The following is an 18,781-nucleotide window of genomic DNA, read 5'->3' on the forward strand; positions in this document are numbered from 1 at the left end:
CTATTTCTGTATTTTAACCCTGGCTGTATCGGCAATGCCATAGTTTCCGGTTTTAATAATGCGATCGGTTTTTATAAACCTGGGTGCTATTACTTCAACCAAAGCATTGGTTTCTATCCCTTTTTTCACATTTACTTTTACGGCAGTAGAATCATTGATCATTTTCATCACCCAAAATTCGTCTTCTGTTTCGTTTGATAATACGGCCGATTTTGGCAATACCTGTGTGTTTACATGGTTAAACTTTAATAACCTCACTTTGGCAATTAACCCTTGTGGAATATCTTTTGCGGAAGCTATTTTAATGATGTAACGCTGGGTTTGGGCAAGCGAATCTACCGATGGCATGGTGCCAGAAACCGCTCCGGTTAGTCTTTTCCCGTCAGGCAGCTGTATATCAACCGTTTTATTCTGTAAGATAATCTGATTCAATTCGTAAGGAAGATCGAGTAAAAACACAAGGCTGTTGCGGTTGCTGATGGTGGCCAATGCTTCGCCATCCTGTACATAATCGCCATTTTGATGGTTTACCTGCACAATGGTGCCAGCCTGGCCCGAGCGGATATTGGAAACACCTGAAAATTTAAAGCCAGGATCGAGTTGGTTTACGCTATTGCCGATAGATCGGGCTTCTTTTGTAATGAGCCTAAACAGTAAGGTTCCGTTTCCAACCTGCTCTCCTGTTTTTGCATTTGTGCGCTGCACGTATCCATTGATGTTTGCTTTTACAAAACTTTTTTCAAGGTAGGCTGATACAGCGGTAAGTTCTACAAACTGAGCAATGGAGCTATCTTTTGGGTTGGTAATCTGCACAGGTGTTACGGGAGATGGCTCATCGGTATCGGCGGCAGCATCATCGTTACGGCAGGCCGAAAAAAAGGAAAGTACAGCCAATGCACTAAAAATTAATTTTAAATATTTTCGCGTCATTATCTGTTCCAGTAATTAAATTGATTAATCAGTTTCAATCGGTTGATATTTGTTTGTTGCAATAAGTTTTGGGCAGAAAGGTAATTGTTAATGGCAATGATAAAATCAGACACCTTTAAATCGCCTGTATGGAGCAATTTACTATCCACTTCGATAAGGCCTTTACTAAAGCGGATTTGCTCATTTATTTTATCAAAAAGAGCATTTGTTTGGGTAATCTGCTGCCTAATGAGGTTAATTTGCTGGCTTTGCTGTTTACTAAAAAAATTTCTGTAGCCTGCAACGGTATTGGCTGAAAGCGCCAGTTTATTGTACTGCATTTTTTTTTGGTGGCCATCATAAATTGGAACCGAAAATGTAAAACCCACACTTGTGCCAAAATTTTTATAGGGTTGTAGCACCAGCGAGGAGCTGTAACCACCGTTGGCATAAATACCCAGCTTTGGCTTATAATTTAGGTCGATTCCGTTTTTGAGATTGATATTTTTGAGGCTATCGAGTTCGAAGCGTTTGGTAAAAAAACTTTTGTTTCCGGCAAATGCTTCTCGTTCAAGTTTAGGTTCGGCAAGGGTGGCTTGTGTGGTATCGGCTATGCCAGCGAGGTAATTAAGCGTTGCATAATCATTTTTAAACTGCAGTTCTGCCTGCTTAAGGCTAAGTTGCTGTTGCTGAAGGGTAACCAGAAAGGTAAGGTATTCTGATTGTTTATAAATATTGCTCCTGGTTAGGGTTTTTAGTAGTTTTTCTTCCCGATTTAACAGCATAACCACTTCACGGTTAAAATCTACCTGTTGCTGACTGGCAAAAGCGGTAATGTATTGGTCTACAATTGATCTGTTTAAATCGAACAGCGAAAGTTGCCCTGCATACCTTATCGAATCGCTTTGAATTTTTATGCCTTGTAACTGGTTATTGATTCGTTTTTTATTTAAAAGATCATAATTTACAGTGAGCATGGCTTCGAGGGCCTGGCCATTGCTTAGTACTTCATCATAGCCATAACCCCGTACTATTGGCGCATATAAGCCATTGCCATTGCCGGTAACCTGAGGTTTTGCGGTTGCACGAACAATAAGGCTATCAATGCCGGCACTTTTACTTTGGTTTTCATAATCTTTTAATACCGCACTGGATGCTTTAGCCTCACCTAAATAATAATCAAGGCTTTTAACCGGTACTTGCGCCCTTACTGCATTAGCTATAACAACCAGCAAAATGGTAAAGCGCAGTTTATAGATCATGTTCATTGCTATTTTTAATCTTAAGCAGATTTTAATTTTAACTGTTGTATATGGCTAAGTTAATATCCAATTATGAAGTAATTCTGTAGTTATCTTTTTAGGGCACATTTGATATAATCATGGGCATTATTATAAAAAGCGGGGGCATCATTATAAAAAGCAGGGGCATCATTATAAAAAGCGGGGGCATCATTATAAAAAGCGGGGGCGTCATTATAAAAAGCGGGGGCATCATTATAAAAAGCGGGGGCATCATTATAAAAAGCAGGGGCATCATTATAAAAAGCGGGGGCGTCATTATAAAAAGCGGGGGCATCATTATAAAAAGCGGGGGCATCATTATAAAAAGCGGGGGCATCATTATAAAAAGCGGGGGCATCATTATAAAAAGCAGGGGCATCATTATAAAAAGCAGGGCATCATTATAAAAAGCAGGGCATCATTATAAAAAGCAGGGGCATCATTATAAAAAGCGATGTGGTATTTTTTTTTAGGGCATAACCTGAATTCTTTTTGTGGTTTTTAATCAGCTAAAACCTTCCTGAAAGCATCAATCCGGTACTGCCGGGCTGATGAAAAGGCATTAATGTAAAATTGCCTTCTTTTTTTGTTGTAAAAAGGCTTTTCATATAGGGATAAATCAGGTAAGCAATTTTTGTAGAGGCAATACCGAAGCCCGCTCCGGCTACCACATCGCTAAACCAGTGTTTGTTGTTGTACATCCTTAATGTTCCTGTTGCAGTGGCTACAAAATAACCTGCATAACTAATCCATGGGTTAACATCTTTATACTCTTGATGAAGAAATTCTGCCGCCATAAATGCAGAGGCGGTATGCCCTGAAGGGAAAGAGTTTGTGCCTGAATTATCTGGCCGCTCCCTGCCTACTCCCTGTTTTACAAAATGGGTAGAAACGCCCATTATTGCAGCCGAGGTTAGGTAGAGCATAGAGGCATCGAAAAGATTGTGTTTGCCTTTTATACCCGATAAATTAAGGGCATACACTGCCGCAGCCGGTGCCAGTTGTAAATAATCATCAACATGGGCGGCAAAAAGCGGGTGGTCTTCCTGCAATTCGGCCCTGGTGCTAACATCAAGCTGCTTAAGTGGGCCATGATCGTAAACTGCTGCAAAACCATAACCCATTAATACCACAGGGGCAATAAAAACCACTGGCCTAAATTTGGTTTTTGCAATCGGATTTCCGGCATACCATCTTCCTGCAGAATCAGCTGGAAGTTTTGCTACAGAATCAATCACCTGTGCGGAACAAATTGATGTTGTAATGGTAAATAACAAGACAAAAAGGGATATTCTGCGCATGATGTAGTTTTAATTATTAATCAAAACTATAAGGCAATTATGTAGCAATTCTGTAGTGAAGTGCCTTATCCTAAATTAATTGAAAAAATATGCAGGTTTTCTTTATGGCTATATTCAATATCGAACCCGTAAAGATTGCAGATTTGTTTACTAATGGCCAATCCAAGTCCCATTCCTTCAGATTCTGTCGACTTTGAAAATCGATCGAACATGCGGTTTTGAATATTTAAGGTTTTACCGGTATTGGATACGGTAAATATTTCTTGCGTTAATTCAACTTCTATCCTGCCGCCATTAATATTATGCCTTAAGGCGTTGCTAAAAATGTTGTTTAATAAAATATCGGCCAGGTAGCGGCTCATGGTTACCTTCCGTTCAGTTAAATTTAGGGTTACAATTAAACCGTCTCTACCAAAAAGTTCATGAAACTGACGGATTTTTGCTTCAATCATTTCTTTTAAGTCGATTTCCTGAAGGTCAGCTATTAAGTTATTTTCAATCCTCGCCAAAAGCAATAAAGATTGGTGCAACCTGGAAAGCCTGCCTGTGGCCTGGTAAATATCTTGCAGTAACGCTCCCTGCTGCTCGGTAAAAGATTCTGTTTGCAGGAGCGAATCCAGTTTCGAATTGATTACGGCCAGGGGTGTCATCATTTCATGTGAGGCATTATCGGTAAAACTTTTCAGTTCTTTATAATCCTGTTTCACTTTCCTGGCCATTGCATTTACCGATTTATTGAGTTCGTTAAATTCATCAATCCGCGTTGGTTCTTCAATAATATCATCCATACGGGCAACCTCAAAAGCTTTCATGCGGTTAAGCACAACGTAAAAGGGTTTCCAAAGTCTGTTCAGTACCAAGCGGTTAATCAGCAAGAGCGAAAACAGAAGCAATACGGTTATGCCAATGGTGATTAATAAGATAATCCGCACCAGATCTTCTGATTCGACACGCGATTTGGTAATGGTTACAATTACCGTTTTTCCATCAAGGTTTACGGTGGTAATCAGGCTTCTGCCCGGCTCGTATTCTTTTTCCTTGGCATTAAAATAAGTGGTAAAGTTAAATTCGCGCACATCGGTTGTATCACCCTTTGGCTTGCTGTAAGCAACCTGCTGATCGAGATAACTGGCAGGAAGCGGAAGTTTTTTATAGGTATTGGTATACTGCCTGATTTCGTTTTCTTCAACGGCAAGGTCTTTATCCAGTTTATTGGTTAAAATAAGGTGGATAACGAGGTAATAAATAATCCCGGTAATAATCAGCACGATAATGGAAGTGATGATGTTTACCCTGTTGTAACGGGTAGCGAGTTTCATTGGCTGCTAAATTTATAACCGATACCGTAAACCGAACGCAGGTAATCTTTTGCACCAGCCTCGCTGAGCTTCTTTTTTAAATTTTTTACGTGGGTATAAATAAAGTCGAAATCATCTGACAGGTCCATCTCATCGCCCCAAAGGTGTTCGGCCATTGCATTTTTAGTAACCACTTTGTTTTTATTGGAAAGAAAATACACCAATAAATCGAACTCTTTTTTAGTTAAAACAACAGGTTGCTCATTTACGGTTGTTTTCATTGCAGCAACATCAACCTTAATTTCATTGAAGATAATGAGGTTATTGCCATCGAAATTCTTTCTTCTAACAATTGCACTTACCCGTGCTTTTAACTCCGAAAGGTGAAAAGGTTTTACCAGGTAATCATCAGCGCCTAAATCAAGTCCGGCCAAACGGTCATCAAGCGAGTGCCTTGCCGAAATAATCAGAACTCCATCTTTTTTATTAATACTTTTCAATTGTGTCAACAGTTCAAGCCCTTCCCCATCAGGCAAGCCGAGGTCTAGCAAAATACAATCGTAATGGTAAAGGGCTATTTTTTCTGATGCGGAAGCAAAGTTGGTTGCAAGCTCACAAATATTACCCTCACCGGTAAAATAGGCCAGAATACTTTCGTAAAGTGCTTGTTCATCTTCAACAACCAAAATTTTCATGGTGTAAATTATTAAATTATGCCCAAATTTTAAAGTAAAGCTTAACCAATCCGGTCGGTTAGTTTATTAATATTCAACATTTTCCTTTCTTGCAAAGTTTTTTTGCCGTAAGGGGTAAAATATTCGTGCCTGCTGAGCATTTCCAGGTTTAATGCATCCCAGGTAGTATTTGGATACACCAATCCGAGGTTTTCTTCCCATTCCGCTTTTAATCTATCGGCATAATCCTGGTAATTAGGTAAAGAAAAATGGTAAAAATCTGCATCACAGATCACCATTTCGAGTTCATTTTTAGGGTATTGCGGAAAACGCGTAGCCATAATGCATTCGCCCACGAGTTCAATCCTGTCCTGATCAAAGTTATTTTCTGTAAGAAATCGGGCCGCAATAGCTGCACTGGCTTCCTCATGCCCAATATATTTTTCGGTATAACCTAAATCGTGTAAATAAGCTGCAAGCACCACCACCAGGCGGTCGGCCGCCGTAAGCCCAACGTGCCGGCTGATCTCCTCCACACCCTTAACTACCAGTAAAGTATGGTCTAGATTGTGGAAATACATTTTTTGCGAAAGCCTGTTTTTTAAACGGTCTTCTACAAATGTTGCTACCCTGGTTAGTAATTGATCGGCTATGTAATGCATTTACATTAATATATCTAACGCAATAATAAAAAGTAAATCTGGAGAAAATCTGTAGTGGGTGTAATTATACTTTATATCAACAAATCAATTCAGTTGTAAATTCCGGTTGCATGAGTTGGTTTCAGCCAAATGATCTGCTTCGTTATTTTTAATAAAGTGGTTTAGGCTAAACCAAACTCAGATTTGGATAAATGCTGTTCCTAAAAGGTGTTGATATTTGTATCAACAAAAGAAAAAATAATCATGCGTGTATTTGTTACAGGAGCTACAGGCTTCATTGGTACTGCAGTTGTGCAGGAATTAATTAAAAACGGTCATCAGGTATTGGGTTTGGCCCGGTCAGATGCATCAGCTCAAAAATTGCTTGCCGCCGGTGCAGAAGTTCACCGAGGTGATTTAGAAGATCTTGAAAGCTTAAAAAGTGGTTCTGCTTTAGCAGATGCCGTAATTCATGCCGGCTTTATCCATGATTTCACCAGGTTTGCAGAAGTTTGCAAGATAGACGAAAAAGCCATCGAAACCATTGGCGAAGTACTTGCAGGTACGCAACGCCAACTTATCGTAACTTCAGGTAGCGCACTGGTAAGTCAGGGCAAATTGGCTACAGAAGATATTATTCCTCCATTTAATCCTGCATGGCCAAGGGCTTCTGAACAGGCTGCAGATGCTTTAGCTGCAAAGGGTATACTTACATCAGTTATGCGCTTATCTCCATCGGTACATGGCGAGGATGATTTACATGGGTTTATTCCTATATTGATTAATATTGCCCGCGAAAAAGGAGTTTCTGCCTATATTGGCAACGGACTTAACCGATGGAATGCTGTACACCGCCTTGATGCAGCCCGTTTATTCCGCCTTGCTTTAGAAAACACTACACCGGGCGTGCGCTTTCATGCATTGGCTGAAGAAGCCATTACGGTAAAAGAGATAGCCGAAGCAATTGGTAAACAACTCAATATCCCGGCCGTATCAATACCCGAAGAAGCAGCTGCCGAACACTTTGGCTGGTTTTCACACATGGCTGCTATAGATTGCCCGGCATCGAGTAAATGGACGCAGGATCAATTGAACTGGCATCCTTCACAACCAACACTAATGGCCGATATTGAGAATGGTATTTATACAAAATAAATGAAACCTGCATTCGGTAATTTATAGTAAATGTTGGCGCATCCTTAACTAGATATTAGTTGCAGATTAATTATGTAAGGATAAAATTGACAGCGTTTGCTGAAGCTTACCCTAAAAATTACGAACTTTATTAATGTTATGAACAACCAACAGCTTTTTCGTTTCAGTAGCATTACCGAATATCAACGTGCAGCGGGTTTGCCTAAACCGGCACACCCGCTCATTAGTGTGGTGCATATGGAAGACCTTAAGCGGCCCATGGCCGAAGGTTCTTTTAGCATGATTTTTAATTTTTATTCGATTGCGATGAAAAGAGTAAAAAATGCCAAATTTAAATATGGCCAGCAGGCCAGTGATTTTGATGAGGGCGTATTGTTCTTTATGTCTCCAGGGCAGGTATTTGGGGTAGAATATGAAAAAGGAAGCGAAAACCAGCACCCCGAAGGATGGATGATCCTGATCCACCAGGATTTTTTATGGAATACCACACTTGCTAAATCCATAAAACAATACGAATTTTTTAATTACTCCGTTAATGAGGCACTTTACTTATCAGATAAAGAAGAAACCATACTCAACGCACTCGCCATTAACATTGAGCAAGAGTACCATGCCAATATCGATCGTTTTAGTCAGAACGTAATTATTGCGCAGCTGGAGCTGTTGCTAACGTATTCGGAAAGGTATTACCAACGCCAGTTTATTACCCGTAAAATTGCAAATCATGAAATACTGATTAAACTGGAAAATTTGCTTGATGGTTATTTTAACAGCGGTTTGCTTAGCGAAAAAGGATTGCCTAGTGTAACTTACATTGCCGATAATTTAAATATTTCGCAGGGCTACCTGAGCGGCCTGCTCAAATCTCTTACCGGGCAGAATACGCAACAGCACCTGCATCATAAACTGATTGAACTGGCGAAAGAAAAACTTTCTACAACCAATTTATCTGTGAGCGAAATTGCTTACCAACTGGGGTTCGAACACCTTCAATCGTTCAGTAAATTGTTTAAAACAAAAACCAACCTCTCGCCTATTGAATTTCGTCATTCTTTTAATTAAAAAATTACTAAGTAAAAGAAAGAAGAATGCCTAATTCACAACCGAATTTTTAATGTTTTTTACCAGTACCCAGCCACAAAAGTGCATTAATTAATAATTTGTCCTGATCAGGATTTCCAAAAGAAGAAGAAAGTGATTGATTGGTATTGCCATATTTATGCTCGTAATCCATATCGTTGTGGCCCATGTTTATATAAATCATTTTAAATTTTTTGTTGCTCCAAACTACGGGATAAAAGCCACCATGCCAGATTTCGCTTTGCTTGGGCCCTGTGCCAAGCGGAAAACTTGTAGAATCGATAGATAACAGGATATCAATAGCTGGATTTTTGCGTAAATCGTTTGTCCAGCGGTACCATTCATTGGGCTGGGCCTTAAATAGTTTAGGCAAGCCTGATGTTACCGGATGATTTAATTCAACCTTTAAAACCGCAGAAGTAGGTCGCCAGGTATTGCTACCATATTCTCCAGAGCCTAAAAAATAATTGTGGTACCAATCCCAGTTTTGTGGTATAGCCGAATTGTTTAAACTAAAGGCAGCAAAATGAAAGCCCATCCAAGCGCCGCCATTTTCCATATATTGCTGAAAAGCCTCGCGTTGTTCTTGCTTTTCCGGCCGGGTATCTAAAAACAACACTACCTGGTAATCAGCCAGAAATTTCTTGTTTAAATTTTCCCAGTTGGAGGTAGAATCGTACTCGAAGTGGTATTTCTTAGCCATTAAAGGAAACCAGGCATTGGCTTCGTGCACAAAACTGATGTGTGCTAAATCACTTTTAGCAGTATAAAAAGCGATCACCTTAAATTTCTTTTTCTGCAATGCGCTTGCCAGATCTGCATTAAATATACAAATGAGCACGATTACGATAGCCAGTAATACTTTTTTCATAGTGGTATTTATAGAGATAAAAATAATCAAAACTACTCAACTTGCACTAAAAGGCTATTTCAATCTGATCAAATCAATATGTATTAATTTACGAGTATTAATAAGGCAGAATATACGGCTTGTTTAAAATTAGATTGTTAAATCAATTGTAAGGCAATGGAAAATGCGATAAATTAGCTTAAAAATTCATAGCCAACCATTTTTTTGGCTAATTAGCGAACAATTGATGTAAATAGATGATGCCCAAAACCAAAATTTACCCGCTAAGTATTCTTTTTTTGCTGTTTTTATGCTGTTGGCTACCTTCAAGAGGACAGATTGTTTTAAAGGATAAAAAATACCATGTAGAAACCAAAATTTTTTCTCAAACGGATTCGAATACACTCAAGTTGGATATTTATTATCGTGGCGAACTCAATGAGCCGAAACCAACGGTGTTATTTGTATTTGGTGGCGGCTTTGTAACGGGCCGTAGAGACAGTAAATTATTCGATCAATACTTTAATACCTTAATTGAGCACAATTACAAAGTAGTTTCTGTTGATTACAGGCTCGGGCTTAAGGGCAAAAAATTTCCTACGGCATTTAATACCTCAAGCTTAAAATCGGCAATTGATACCGCAACAACCGACGTTTTTAATGCGACCAATTACCTGATTAAAAATGCCAAAACACTCGGTATAGATACTGCAATGATTATCCTTTCGGGCTCAAGTGCGGGGGCAATTACAGCTTTAAATGCCGATTACAATAAACGGAATGCCAGTTTACTTGCAGCAAAACTTCCCCTTAAATTCCAATACAAGGGCGTAATTTCTTTTGCAGGGGCTATTTTAAGTTATAAAGGCGCACCAAAATATGCCATACCTCCGGCCCCTACCATGCTTTTTCATGGCACGGCTGATAAACTTGTGCCTTATAATAAAGTAAGACTGCTTAACCGCGGCTTTTTTGGATCGAAATATCTAGCGCGTGTTTTTAAAAAAAATAACTATCCTTATTACTTTCAGTATGTGCAAGATATGGGGCATGAAATAGCAGGTTCACCTATGACAGAAAATCTTCCTGATATTTTATGGTTTATTGATCAGTACATCATTAAACAAAAGCATTATTTTATGGAAGTAGATTTTAAGGATGCCCATAAAAAGCGCACATTCAGTATTTCCAAATCTTTTAAAAAGTAATGCAATTAACTTAAAGCCGCTTTAATTCCAATACAGCAACAACTGGCAAATGATCGGAAGCATAACGTTCAGGAATTACGGTGTGTGAGATTACATTAAAGGGATTTCCTTTTTTAAAGCCAATATGATCGATGGTTTTATCAGGATTGTTTACCGGAATTGTAAAACCACAATCGCTACAGGTTCTGGTGAAAGCCTGGTCGAATATTTTAATACTTTCTGAACTGGGATCGGCATTAAGATCTCCGGCAACAATAAGTGGTAAAGTTTCTTGTTCCGTTAAGCGATTAATTTCTTTAGCTTGTAAAATGCGGTTTTCTTCTGCCCGCTGCGCATCAAGGTGGGTAGATGCAAATCTGATAAACACACCATTTTCTATTTCGGCAGTTACCATTGCCAACACTCTTTGTTCTGCTTTAACATTGTTATTTTTAGGCAACATAAAAGTTTTTTGCGCCGATAACGGAAACCGGGATAAAATGGCTACGCCGTATTCACCTCCATCATGGTTTATCGCTTTGCCAAAATAAAAATTCATCTTTAACCTGGTGGCCAGCAAAACTGCTTCGTTAATACTACCTGATCTTTTTGTATTTACATCAACCTCCTGTAGCGCAACCAGATCAGGTTTTTGCAATGCAATTACTTTAGCAATGGCATCTACATCAATAGTACCTTCTTTTTCTTTTGATGGCGGGTTGCAATGGTGCAGGTTATACGTCATGATGCGTAAGGCACTGCTATTTTGGGATGTTGAAGTGGGTGCAAGTTTCGGAGAACAACTACCTAAAAGGCAAATTGCCAACAGTACAAGAGCGGATAACTTTATATTCATTATGATCAGGTTAATTTTCGTGCTCACCGGTATGTTCACTCAGTATCCTTTCCATTTCGACCATCATTTGCTCGGCCAGCCGTTGTTTCGCCAGCGATTTTGAAAGGTAGGCATCTGCAAAAGTAGCATCCAGTTCATCCATAATGAAGGCGTATTTAGCCTTAAGTTCGATGAGATCAATCTGAAGCTTCTTGGAAAGATTTTGCATAGTACAAAGCTAAAAAAGCAAAAGTAATTTCTGGTAAGCCGCTGTATTTTTCTTTCTAAAAAAAAATTAAATAATCTCAGGTTTGCAAAAACAATCTGATGGTGCTTTCGTTTATATCATGATTCCGGCGTGGTTTCCGGAATACATTTGTTTGGTTAGTTGATTAGGGATCAATCTCAAATTGAATCCCTTTTCTTTTTTTTAACCTGCTCCTCATCAAACATCCACAACTCTTCGCTCATTAATAGCCCTATTTTGTTACCTAAAAGAATTAAAGATTATAGGATAGAAATGTATCTTGTGCAGTAAAACCATTAACCAAATAAATTAAACGCCCAAGTTTAAAAGAATGAAAAAACCAAACCCTGAATTATCCTTTTACCTCGCTGCGCTATTCTTAATCAACATAATTTCGTGCATCAGCAATCAGGCAATTGCCCAATCCACCAACATTAAAAATGATATTTTCTGGAATACCAAAGATGGTAAACCTATTTACAGCCAGGGTGGTGGGATATTTAAATTTGCAGATCCTAAAACGGGAATTAAAAAATATTATTGGTACGGTGTACATTATGCCGAAGCAGATATTTATCGCAATACACCATTTATTACGCAACCTAAAAATACATTTGAATCAGTAACTTGCTATAGCTCAACAGATTTGGTAAACTGGACATTCGAAGCGGATGTGTTAAAAAAAGATAGCGTAAACAAAGCTGGCAAAACCTGGGTTGGCCGCTTAGGTGTGGCCTACATTAAAGCTTTAAAACAATATGCCATGTTTGTTCAACATGGCAGTCGCGTGCTAATTGCAACTGCTGATTCTCCTGCCGGATCATTTAAATGGCATCAGGAAATTAGCATGGAAAAAATGATCGGAACATCGAACACAGGTGATCAAACTGTATTTACCGATGATGATAGCGGAAAATCCTATCTCATTTATTCTTACGGTAGAGGACGCAACAAAATTTATGTGTCAGAAATTGGCGCAATAGATGGGAAGGTAAACCTTTTAGATTGTACCCAGGTTTTTGCTGGCGAAAGCAGAGAAGGAAATTGCATGTTTAAATACAACAATAAATATTACATGTGCGCCTCCAATATTTATGGATGGGATGCCTCGCATGCTTATTATTTGGTAGCCGATCACATTAAAGGCCCCTACTTACCCACCAATAAAATGCTGGTAATGAAAGGCGCTGATCAGGATTATGCGCATGTTTCGCAAACTGGATTTTTTGTTACCGTAAAAGGCAACCAACAGGAAACCGTAATTTACTGCGGCGATAGGTGGGCTAATTTTGCCGGTAATGGTTTGGGCTACAACCAATGGTGCCCGATTTCTTTTGATGGCGATACTCCTTATTTTAATTCGCTCAGCTCATGGAACCTGGATGCTATGAGTGGGAAATGGACAGTTGGTAAAGACAATAATTATGTTAAAAATGGAAGTTTTGAAGCCGATAGACGACACATTCCAAGTACTTTTAAACCAGTGCAGGAGCAATTAACGGGCTGGCTAACCACAATAGAAAGTGGAAATACCATCTCACTTGACAGTACAAGTTCTCCGGTTTTAAATTATTTTAATACTGAAAACGACAGAAAAATGGTAATCGGCGAAAAAAGCCTGAACATTAGTGATAAGATTAATTTTAAGCGTAAAGTGTTTCAAAATATTACTTCCTCACCTTATGTTAAACTGGAAGATGGAATTTACACGCTCAGTGCAAAAATAAAAAATAGCAAGGGTTTTAATCAATTGGAAATCTATGCCTTAAGTGATGGAAAAGCTTTTAATTATATTATCAAAAAGGAAAATGCTGCCTGGCAAAACTTTAGTGTAGAAAACATAAGGGTTAAAGGTGGTAGTGTAGAAATTGGATTTATAGCGGATGGTTTGGCCAATGCTATGTGTAATGTAGATGATATCTCGTTGACTAAAAACCCTTAATATTAAAAAATCATCCACTAATTAAAGCATGGTGGATGATTTTTAAATTACTTACTTAGCTATTATAGGCAAGCGCAAATTGTGCTGCAAAATCTTCCAACTTAATTTTTCCTTTGGGGGTAATATTTTTAGCTTCAAAATCTTCCCATAATATGCCGCTGCTAATGGCATTTCCCATTTCAACATAGTTTTTAGCAATTTCTGAAGGTAAACCTGCGCCAACCATTCCGTCATAAGCCTGTGTATCATCAAAAGCTACCCATGGCAAATCTGCCTTTCCAATGGCTGTACCAATTGCTGAAGCAACTTCTTTAAGTTTACGTTTATCGCTGGCAATATAAAGGATGCTCCTTCCGTTAAAACCCTCTGCTATTTTTTCAGCCGCAGCCGCAGCAATATCTTTTGGATCTACCAATACAATAGATTGATCTGCTTCATAATTAGACCCGATAATGCCCATATGTTTAATCAGATCGATGTTTGCATAAAAGTTATTGTAAAAAAATCCGGGACGAAGTGTTAACACATCAAGATTTTCTAATCCGCTAAAAATCTGCTCCACATCATGCAAACCTGCTATCGGTCCGGTACCATGAGCTAAATGAGCACCAATACTGCTTAATAAAACTACTTTATTTACCCCTGCTGCTTTAACTGCATTAGCATAGTGTTGACCAATACTTTTAATGTAGGCCCGGAAATCATTTACCGAAAAATCTGGTGGAACCATCAGGTAAACTAAATCCGCTCCCTTAAAAGTATCGATAAGAAAATTCTCATCGCTTACCGATCCTATCGCCGCTTCTGCTCCTAACTGGGTTATCTCAGCAGATTTTTCTGGATTACTGCTGATTACGGTTACTTTTTGCCCTTTAGAAATTAATGTAGTGGCTAATGGCCTGCTAATATTACCTAGAGAGCCTGTTATAATTATTTTCATGATTTATGGTGTTTTAATGTATAAGCAAAGGTATATTTGTACTTACTTTTATACAAGTACTTACCCCAAAGTATGTATCATGACAGCCATTAAAGAAAATTCGACATTAAACGCCAACAAAAAAATTAGCAAAGCATCCTGTCCGGTAAGTTTTGTAATGAGCAAAATTGGCGGTCATTGGAAACCGATTATATTATTTCACCTTTTAAGCGGCACCAAAAGATATAGCGAACTGAAAAAGCTGATTCCAGCCATTACCGAGAAAATGTTGATTCAACACCTAAAACAAATGCAGGAAGATAACCTGGTGATCCGTGAAGCACAAAATGTAGTGCCTCCTTTCGTAACCTATACCCTTAGTAATGAAGGCGAACAGTTAAGGCCAGTACTTGATGCTATGGTAACATGGGCATTTGCGCAGGATTTTAAAATGGATTGAGATTTTAGTAATTAAATATTTTTTCAAAATACTGATTATCCTGCCAAACAATATTTATGTCCTATCGTTTAATAGGTAATTCCGGCGTGGTTTCCGGAATTCATTTGTTTGGTTAGTTGATTAGGGATCAATCTCAATTGAATCCCTTTTCTTTTTTATAAAACTTTCTAAATCATATTTCAAACAATATTTTCTAAATTCAAAGCTTTTATAACAGGTAAAAAATGGAAGAAATTAAATGGGGCATTATTGGCTGTGGCGATGTAACGGAAGTAAAAAGCGGCCCTGCATTTAGCAAAGTGGCCAATTCTAAACTGGTAGCAGTAATGCGACGGGATGGTGCTAAAGCCGCCGATTATGCCAGTCGCCATAAAGTTGCTAAATGGTATGATGATGCTTCCGATTTAATAAACGACCCTGAAGTAAATGCCGTTTATATTGCCACACCCCCATTACAGCACGAAGCTTACACCATTGCAGCCTTAAAAGCTGGCAAACCTGTATATGTAGAAAAACCAATGACTTTGGATGCTGCTTCGGCGCAGTGTATGACAGATGCAGCCAACCAGCTGAAAGTGAAACTTTGTGTGGCCCATTATCGCCGTGCACAACCAATGTTTTTAAAAGTTAAAGCTTTGCTAAATGCAAATAGCATTGGAGATGTCCGCCTGGTCAGGTTAAAAATGCTTCAGCCGCCTAACCCTGCCCTTATTGCTAAAACGGAAGATAATTGGCGGATCAATCCGGCAATTTCAGGGGGAGGTTTATTCCATGATCTGGCCCCGCACCAGTTAGATTTAATGACTTATTATTTCGGCGCAGTTAAAAATGCTGTCGGCATTGCCACTAAACAGCAGCAAAATACGGAGGTTGATGACCTCGTTGCAGGTAATATTCTTTTCGAAAATGGAATTGTTTTTAGTGGTACCTGGTGTTTCTCTGTTGCGCCTGCAGATCAAGCTGATAGTTGTGAAATTTATGGATCAAAAGGGCGTATTAGTTTCCCAATGTTTGGCAATAAAGTTATCGTCACTACTGATTGTACAGAGGAGTTCACTTTTGAACCTTTGCAACATGTACAACAGCCGATGATCGAAAAAGTGGTTGATTATTTTTTTAACAAAGGAGAAAATCCTTGCAGTGGCGAAGATGCACTGATTACCATGAAGTTAATGGATGATTTTACCAGAAAGTAAGAATATTTTAACGAAGGATTATTTTAACCAAAACGCCATCGTCATTCATAACTCAATTGGTAATCCAAATGCCTTGGCAGGTAATCCGCATTAAGATTCCCGCCTGCGCGAGAATGACGTAAGAAGGAACTAAACTCCATCGTCATTTCCCAAATCGATTGGGAATCGTAATACCGTAGCATGTAATTTCCGGATTAAGATTCCCGCCTGCGCGAGAATGACGTAAGAGGGAACTAAACGCCATCGTCAATCCCAACTCGATTGGGAATCGTAATACCGTAGCAGGTAATTCCGCATTAAGATTTCCGCCTGCTCGATAATGACATAAGAGGGAACTAAACGCCATCGTCATTCCCAACCTGATTGGGAATCGTAATGCTTTGCAGGTAATTCCGCATTAAGATTCCCGCCTGCGCGAGAATGATGTAAGTTTCCAGACCAACTATCTCCTTACATCATCTTCTTAAAGCCTTCCCATTTCACCTTCCATGTTCCATCTTTCGGGAAGCCTGGATTGGCTGTAGTATTACCATCCCAGCCGGCACACATTAAAGCTATAGCAGTAAGTAAACCACCGTTCCCTGGTAAATAGATGCGCAGGCGATCATCCTGAAAGTTGTGGCCATTTATAAGATAAGTATTGGTTTGTACAGGCATCATCAAGGCATCAATTGCTTTATCGGGCATGCCTAATCGTGTGGCCGTCATGGCTGTCATCGGGAAATCCCAACCCCAGGTATCATTCCAACTCCAGTCTGTCCAAACCAAATCGAAGGTTTTACGCATGGTTACTTTATCAAGCAGATCGGTTTCGGGTAGCATGCCAAAGGTGCCTAATACGGATGGATGATCTGTTTTATATTCGGGATTGGTATAAGAATCAGGCGCACTTTCGGCTGCCAGGTATACTCCGTTTTGTACTGGCAGCTTGGCAAGTTTTGCCATTACATCATCCCATTTTGAGTTTCTTGGCATTCCTAAACGTTCGCGCCATTGTTGTGCGGTTTTTAATCCCCATTGCCAGTAGGCCAGTTCATAAGTTGGATTAAAGGTTGTTTCGGCTTTAAAACGTTCTTGTGCAGGAATTAAACCTGGTCCGAGTGTATAACAGCCTTTTTCTACATCATAATGCGCAAAAGAGGCCATAAAATCTGCTGTTTCAAATACCAGGGTTTTATATTTCTCCAATACCTTTTTATCATGTTTTGCACGGTATTCCAGTTCGGCAAAGGTGATGAAGTGTGGCTGTTGCCAGATTAGCATTGCACCAATGGAAGATGGACTTTCTTTCCCGTTATGATCGGTCATTTTTTGCCAGCGTAAACCATCAAAGCCTTGATTGCGTGCAATTTTCCTGGCATTTGCTGCCGCTTTAAAATACCAATCAGTACTCCGTTTCAACAGCTCGGGCCTTCCCCAAAGCGCAAAGTGTACTCCATGCCACCAGTGCATTTCGAGGTGAGGTTTACCAAACCAACTGTTATAGGTTAAACCCGTTTCCTGGGGAGGAAAATCACCCGAACATTGTATTTTGGTAAGGTATTCAGATAAGATAATCCTTCTCTCAAGTTCAAATGCACGTTTATCAATACTTCCGCTAAAATCATCTGCGGCACCACTCAACCAAAAAGCTTTCCATTTAGTCCTGCTGTTCTGCCGGGCTTGTACAAAAGGAACAACTGCTGTTCGATTTTTCTGTTGAGAGAAAAGGCAGCTAAAAGTAAATACCCGATCAGTTTTATTGGGTGTAATGGTAAAATAATGCGCTTGTTTTTGGGCCAGTTGTGCTTTACCCTTCCAAGAAAAAGATGTGTAATAAATTGCAGAATCAATATCCCTTTTAATAATTGCTCCATCAGTACTTTGTGCCAGTACTTGCGAAACATGTTTATCATCATTTGCCCAATGGTTACCAACATCAGCCCATTCTCCGGTAGATGCGGGATAACGGATTCTTATTTTTAATCGCCCTGCGCCAATTAGAGGTGATGAAACAGATGCGCTGATGAGATCAAGATCCTGATGCCCAACTGTAATTACTTCAACAGGCACTCCCTCCAGCGTAAAGCTGCTTTTAATTTCGCCTGTCCAGGGATTTAAACTTTGATTGATATTTTTAATGTCGTTTGCTTTAGCCGGTTGACCGTTCTTCTTAACCAGGTCGAAACCAATGTTGCCCAACTGAAGGCGATGCACATTCTGACGGAAATAGTTGGAGGCTTCCTTAGCCCTAAGCGGCGTGTTTAATTGTACTGTATATGGTATTTTACGTCCGTATTGATCGTAATATTTATAAGCCTCCCTAATGTTGAAGTTTCCTTCATTTTTGTAAGATCCCCAGCCCCATTGCGACTCCGTACCCAATGGAACGCCCTTGGCATAACGCTCCGGAAAAGTTTGTAGTCCTGTCGCATCAACAGTAAAAGCAAATCGCCCATTTCCTACGGATAAGGAAGAAAGGGAATCTATTTTTTTAATTAACACGGTATGCCGTGTTACCAGTGCTTCCCTGTTGATTTGTGCAAAAGCGGTTTGAATGCTAAAGAATGCAACCAATAGTATTGATAGATTAAAATGTTTTTTGAGTACAAACATGCCGTTATTACTAAATTATTATTATTCCAGGTTGTTAAAGCCATTAATTAGCAAGCCTGTAATTACAAAAGCGATAATTTTAAGCGCATAGAATGTTTAAATACAACAAAGTGGATGCTTTTCATAATTCTGAAATATATTTGGTTAAATTTTGCTGCAATTGTTGTCCATCAGCTGGTTTAATTAGGGGTAATATATAGAAAGACTGC

General features: G+C 39.2%; 18 protein-coding genes. 6 read left to right on the forward strand and 12 right to left on the reverse strand.

The window, feature by feature from the left end; genetic code table 11:
• The 7 genes from ACZZZW_RS19750 to ACZZZW_RS19780 form a co-directional block, all read right to left on the reverse strand.
• Positions 1 to 930, reverse strand: coding sequence for an HlyD family efflux transporter periplasmic adaptor subunit (locus ACZZZW_RS19750; protein WP_463496065.1), 930 nt, complete (start codon positions 928 to 930; stop codon positions 1 to 3).
• Entirely contained in the window at positions 930 to 2,177 is a 1,248-nt protein-coding gene (locus ACZZZW_RS19755; RefSeq protein WP_463496067.1) for a TolC family protein, read from the reverse strand. The genes ACZZZW_RS19750 and ACZZZW_RS19755 overlap by 1 nt, the downstream gene beginning before the upstream one ends.
• A 91-nt stretch (positions 2,178 to 2,268) precedes the next feature.
• Positions 2,269 to 2,574 (reverse strand): hypothetical protein, encoded by a 306-nt coding sequence (locus ACZZZW_RS19760; protein WP_157255356.1) that lies wholly within the window; start codon positions 2,572 to 2,574, stop codon positions 2,269 to 2,271.
• Positions 2,575 to 2,701: 127 nt separating this feature from the next.
• The gene (locus ACZZZW_RS19765) at positions 2,702 to 3,493 is read right to left on the reverse strand and encodes a phosphatase PAP2 family protein (RefSeq protein WP_055905607.1); all 792 of its coding nucleotides are present in this window, start codon (positions 3,491 to 3,493) and stop codon (positions 2,702 to 2,704) included.
• A gap of 65 nt (positions 3,494 to 3,558) precedes the next feature.
• Complete coding sequence (locus tag ACZZZW_RS19770; RefSeq protein WP_055905610.1) at positions 3,559 to 4,812, reverse strand: sensor histidine kinase; 1,254 nt, start codon at positions 4,810 to 4,812, stop codon at positions 3,559 to 3,561.
• Complete coding sequence (locus ACZZZW_RS19775; protein ID WP_055905613.1) at positions 4,809 to 5,486, reverse strand: response regulator transcription factor; 678 nt, start codon at positions 5,484 to 5,486, stop codon at positions 4,809 to 4,811. The genes ACZZZW_RS19770 and ACZZZW_RS19775 overlap by 4 nt, the downstream gene beginning before the upstream one ends.
• A gap of 41 nt (positions 5,487 to 5,527) precedes the next feature.
• Positions 5,528 to 6,127 (reverse strand): HD domain-containing protein, encoded by a 600-nt coding sequence (locus tag ACZZZW_RS19780; RefSeq protein ID WP_055905616.1) that lies wholly within the window; start codon positions 6,125 to 6,127, stop codon positions 5,528 to 5,530.
• Positions 6,128 to 6,370: 243 nt separating this feature from the next.
• Between ACZZZW_RS19780 and ACZZZW_RS19785 the strand changes: the two genes are divergently transcribed.
• Complete coding sequence (locus ACZZZW_RS19785; RefSeq protein ID WP_055905620.1) at positions 6,371 to 7,261, forward strand: SDR family oxidoreductase; 891 nt, start codon at positions 6,371 to 6,373, stop codon at positions 7,259 to 7,261.
• A gap of 138 nt (positions 7,262 to 7,399) precedes the next feature.
• Complete coding sequence (locus ACZZZW_RS19790; protein WP_055905623.1) at positions 7,400 to 8,323, forward strand: helix-turn-helix domain-containing protein; 924 nt, start codon at positions 7,400 to 7,402, stop codon at positions 8,321 to 8,323.
• A gap of 49 nt (positions 8,324 to 8,372) precedes the next feature.
• On the opposite strand, the gene ACZZZW_RS19795 is transcribed toward ACZZZW_RS19790, so the two are convergent.
• Complete coding sequence (locus ACZZZW_RS19795) at positions 8,373 to 9,212, reverse strand: ThuA domain-containing protein (protein WP_463496072.1); 840 nt, start codon at positions 9,210 to 9,212, stop codon at positions 8,373 to 8,375.
• A 236-nt stretch (positions 9,213 to 9,448) separates the two neighbouring features.
• On the opposite strand from ACZZZW_RS19795, the gene ACZZZW_RS19800 reads away from it, so the two are divergent.
• Positions 9,449 to 10,399 (forward strand): alpha/beta hydrolase, encoded by a 951-nt coding sequence (locus ACZZZW_RS19800; protein ID WP_463496074.1) that lies wholly within the window; start codon positions 9,449 to 9,451, stop codon positions 10,397 to 10,399.
• Between the two features lie 10 nt (positions 10,400 to 10,409).
• Here ACZZZW_RS19800 and ACZZZW_RS19805 read toward each other — a convergent pair whose 3' ends face one another.
• Together ACZZZW_RS19805 and ACZZZW_RS19810 are read right to left on the reverse strand one after the other, a co-directional pair.
• On the reverse strand, positions 10,410 to 11,234 hold the full coding sequence (locus ACZZZW_RS19805) for an endonuclease/exonuclease/phosphatase family protein (protein WP_200912272.1): 825 nt from the start codon (positions 11,232 to 11,234) through the stop codon (positions 10,410 to 10,412).
• 10 nt (positions 11,235 to 11,244) lie between these two features.
• Entirely contained in the window at positions 11,245 to 11,442 is a 198-nt protein-coding gene (locus ACZZZW_RS19810) for a hypothetical protein (protein ID WP_055905631.1), read from the reverse strand.
• Between the two features lie 349 nt (positions 11,443 to 11,791).
• On the opposite strand from ACZZZW_RS19810, the gene ACZZZW_RS19815 reads away from it, so the two are divergent.
• Positions 11,792 to 13,402 carry a family 43 glycosylhydrolase gene (locus ACZZZW_RS19815; protein WP_055905635.1) on the forward strand — a complete coding sequence of 537 codons (1,611 nt, stop codon included), beginning with the start codon at positions 11,792 to 11,794 and terminating at the stop codon, positions 13,400 to 13,402.
• 55 nt (positions 13,403 to 13,457) lie between these two features.
• On the opposite strand, the gene ACZZZW_RS19820 is transcribed toward ACZZZW_RS19815, so the two are convergent.
• Positions 13,458 to 14,342, reverse strand: coding sequence for an NAD(P)H-binding protein (locus ACZZZW_RS19820; RefSeq protein ID WP_055905638.1), 885 nt, complete (start codon positions 14,340 to 14,342; stop codon positions 13,458 to 13,460).
• 79 nt (positions 14,343 to 14,421) lie between these two features.
• Between ACZZZW_RS19820 and ACZZZW_RS19825 the strand changes: the two genes are divergently transcribed.
• Complete coding sequence (locus tag ACZZZW_RS19825) at positions 14,422 to 14,781, forward strand: winged helix-turn-helix transcriptional regulator (protein ID WP_463496078.1); 360 nt, start codon at positions 14,422 to 14,424, stop codon at positions 14,779 to 14,781.
• Between the two features lie 224 nt (positions 14,782 to 15,005).
• Complete coding sequence (locus ACZZZW_RS19830; RefSeq protein WP_055905643.1) at positions 15,006 to 15,977, forward strand: Gfo/Idh/MocA family protein; 972 nt, start codon at positions 15,006 to 15,008, stop codon at positions 15,975 to 15,977.
• A 450-nt stretch (positions 15,978 to 16,427) separates the two neighbouring features.
• Here ACZZZW_RS19830 and ACZZZW_RS19835 read toward each other — a convergent pair whose 3' ends face one another.
• Positions 16,428 to 18,572, reverse strand: coding sequence for a hypothetical protein (locus tag ACZZZW_RS19835; protein ID WP_463496081.1), 2,145 nt, complete (start codon positions 18,570 to 18,572; stop codon positions 16,428 to 16,430).
• Positions 18,573 to 18,781: the final 209 nt, after the last annotated feature.

The sequence above is a fragment of the Pedobacter sp. AC379 genome (genome assembly GCF_979258145.1).

What these genes read in the sequence shown, in the direction of transcription:
- ACZZZW_RS19825 (WP_463496078.1), top strand. Translation starts at nt 14,422, where the DNA reads ATGACAGCCATTAAAGAAAATTCGACATTAAACGCCAACAAAAAAATT.
- ACZZZW_RS19805 (WP_200912272.1), bottom strand. Translation starts at nt 11,234, where the DNA reads ATGAATATAAAGTTATCCGCTCTTGTACTGTTGGCAATTTGCCTTTTA.
- ACZZZW_RS19835 (WP_463496081.1), bottom strand. Translation starts at nt 18,572, where the DNA reads ATGTTTGTACTCAAAAAACATTTTAATCTATCAATACTATTGGTTGCA.
- ACZZZW_RS19795 (WP_463496072.1), bottom strand. Translation starts at nt 9,212, where the DNA reads ATGAAAAAAGTATTACTGGCTATCGTAATCGTGCTCATTTGTATATTT.
- ACZZZW_RS19815 (WP_055905635.1), top strand. Translation starts at nt 11,792, where the DNA reads ATGAAAAAACCAAACCCTGAATTATCCTTTTACCTCGCTGCGCTATTC.
- ACZZZW_RS19765 (WP_055905607.1), bottom strand. Translation starts at nt 3,493, where the DNA reads ATGCGCAGAATATCCCTTTTTGTCTTGTTATTTACCATTACAACATCA.
- ACZZZW_RS19750 (WP_463496065.1), bottom strand. Translation starts at nt 930, where the DNA reads ATGACGCGAAAATATTTAAAATTAATTTTTAGTGCATTGGCTGTACTT.
- ACZZZW_RS19830 (WP_055905643.1), top strand. Translation starts at nt 15,006, where the DNA reads ATGGAAGAAATTAAATGGGGCATTATTGGCTGTGGCGATGTAACGGAA.
- ACZZZW_RS19790 (WP_055905623.1), top strand. Translation starts at nt 7,400, where the DNA reads ATGAACAACCAACAGCTTTTTCGTTTCAGTAGCATTACCGAATATCAA.
- ACZZZW_RS19800 (WP_463496074.1), top strand. Translation starts at nt 9,449, where the DNA reads ATGATGCCCAAAACCAAAATTTACCCGCTAAGTATTCTTTTTTTGCTG.
- ACZZZW_RS19760 (WP_157255356.1), bottom strand. Translation starts at nt 2,574, where the DNA reads ATGATGCCCCTGCTTTTTATAATGATGCCCCCGCTTTTTATAATGATG.
- ACZZZW_RS19770 (WP_055905610.1), bottom strand. Translation starts at nt 4,812, where the DNA reads ATGAAACTCGCTACCCGTTACAACAGGGTAAACATCATCACTTCCATT.
- ACZZZW_RS19775 (WP_055905613.1), bottom strand. Translation starts at nt 5,486, where the DNA reads ATGAAAATTTTGGTTGTTGAAGATGAACAAGCACTTTACGAAAGTATT.
- ACZZZW_RS19755 (WP_463496067.1), bottom strand. Translation starts at nt 2,177, where the DNA reads ATGAACATGATCTATAAACTGCGCTTTACCATTTTGCTGGTTGTTATA.
- ACZZZW_RS19780 (WP_055905616.1), bottom strand. Translation starts at nt 6,127, where the DNA reads ATGCATTACATAGCCGATCAATTACTAACCAGGGTAGCAACATTTGTA.
- ACZZZW_RS19785 (WP_055905620.1), top strand. Translation starts at nt 6,371, where the DNA reads ATGCGTGTATTTGTTACAGGAGCTACAGGCTTCATTGGTACTGCAGTT.
- ACZZZW_RS19810 (WP_055905631.1), bottom strand. Translation starts at nt 11,442, where the DNA reads ATGCAAAATCTTTCCAAGAAGCTTCAGATTGATCTCATCGAACTTAAG.
- ACZZZW_RS19820 (WP_055905638.1), bottom strand. Translation starts at nt 14,342, where the DNA reads ATGAAAATAATTATAACAGGCTCTCTAGGTAATATTAGCAGGCCATTA.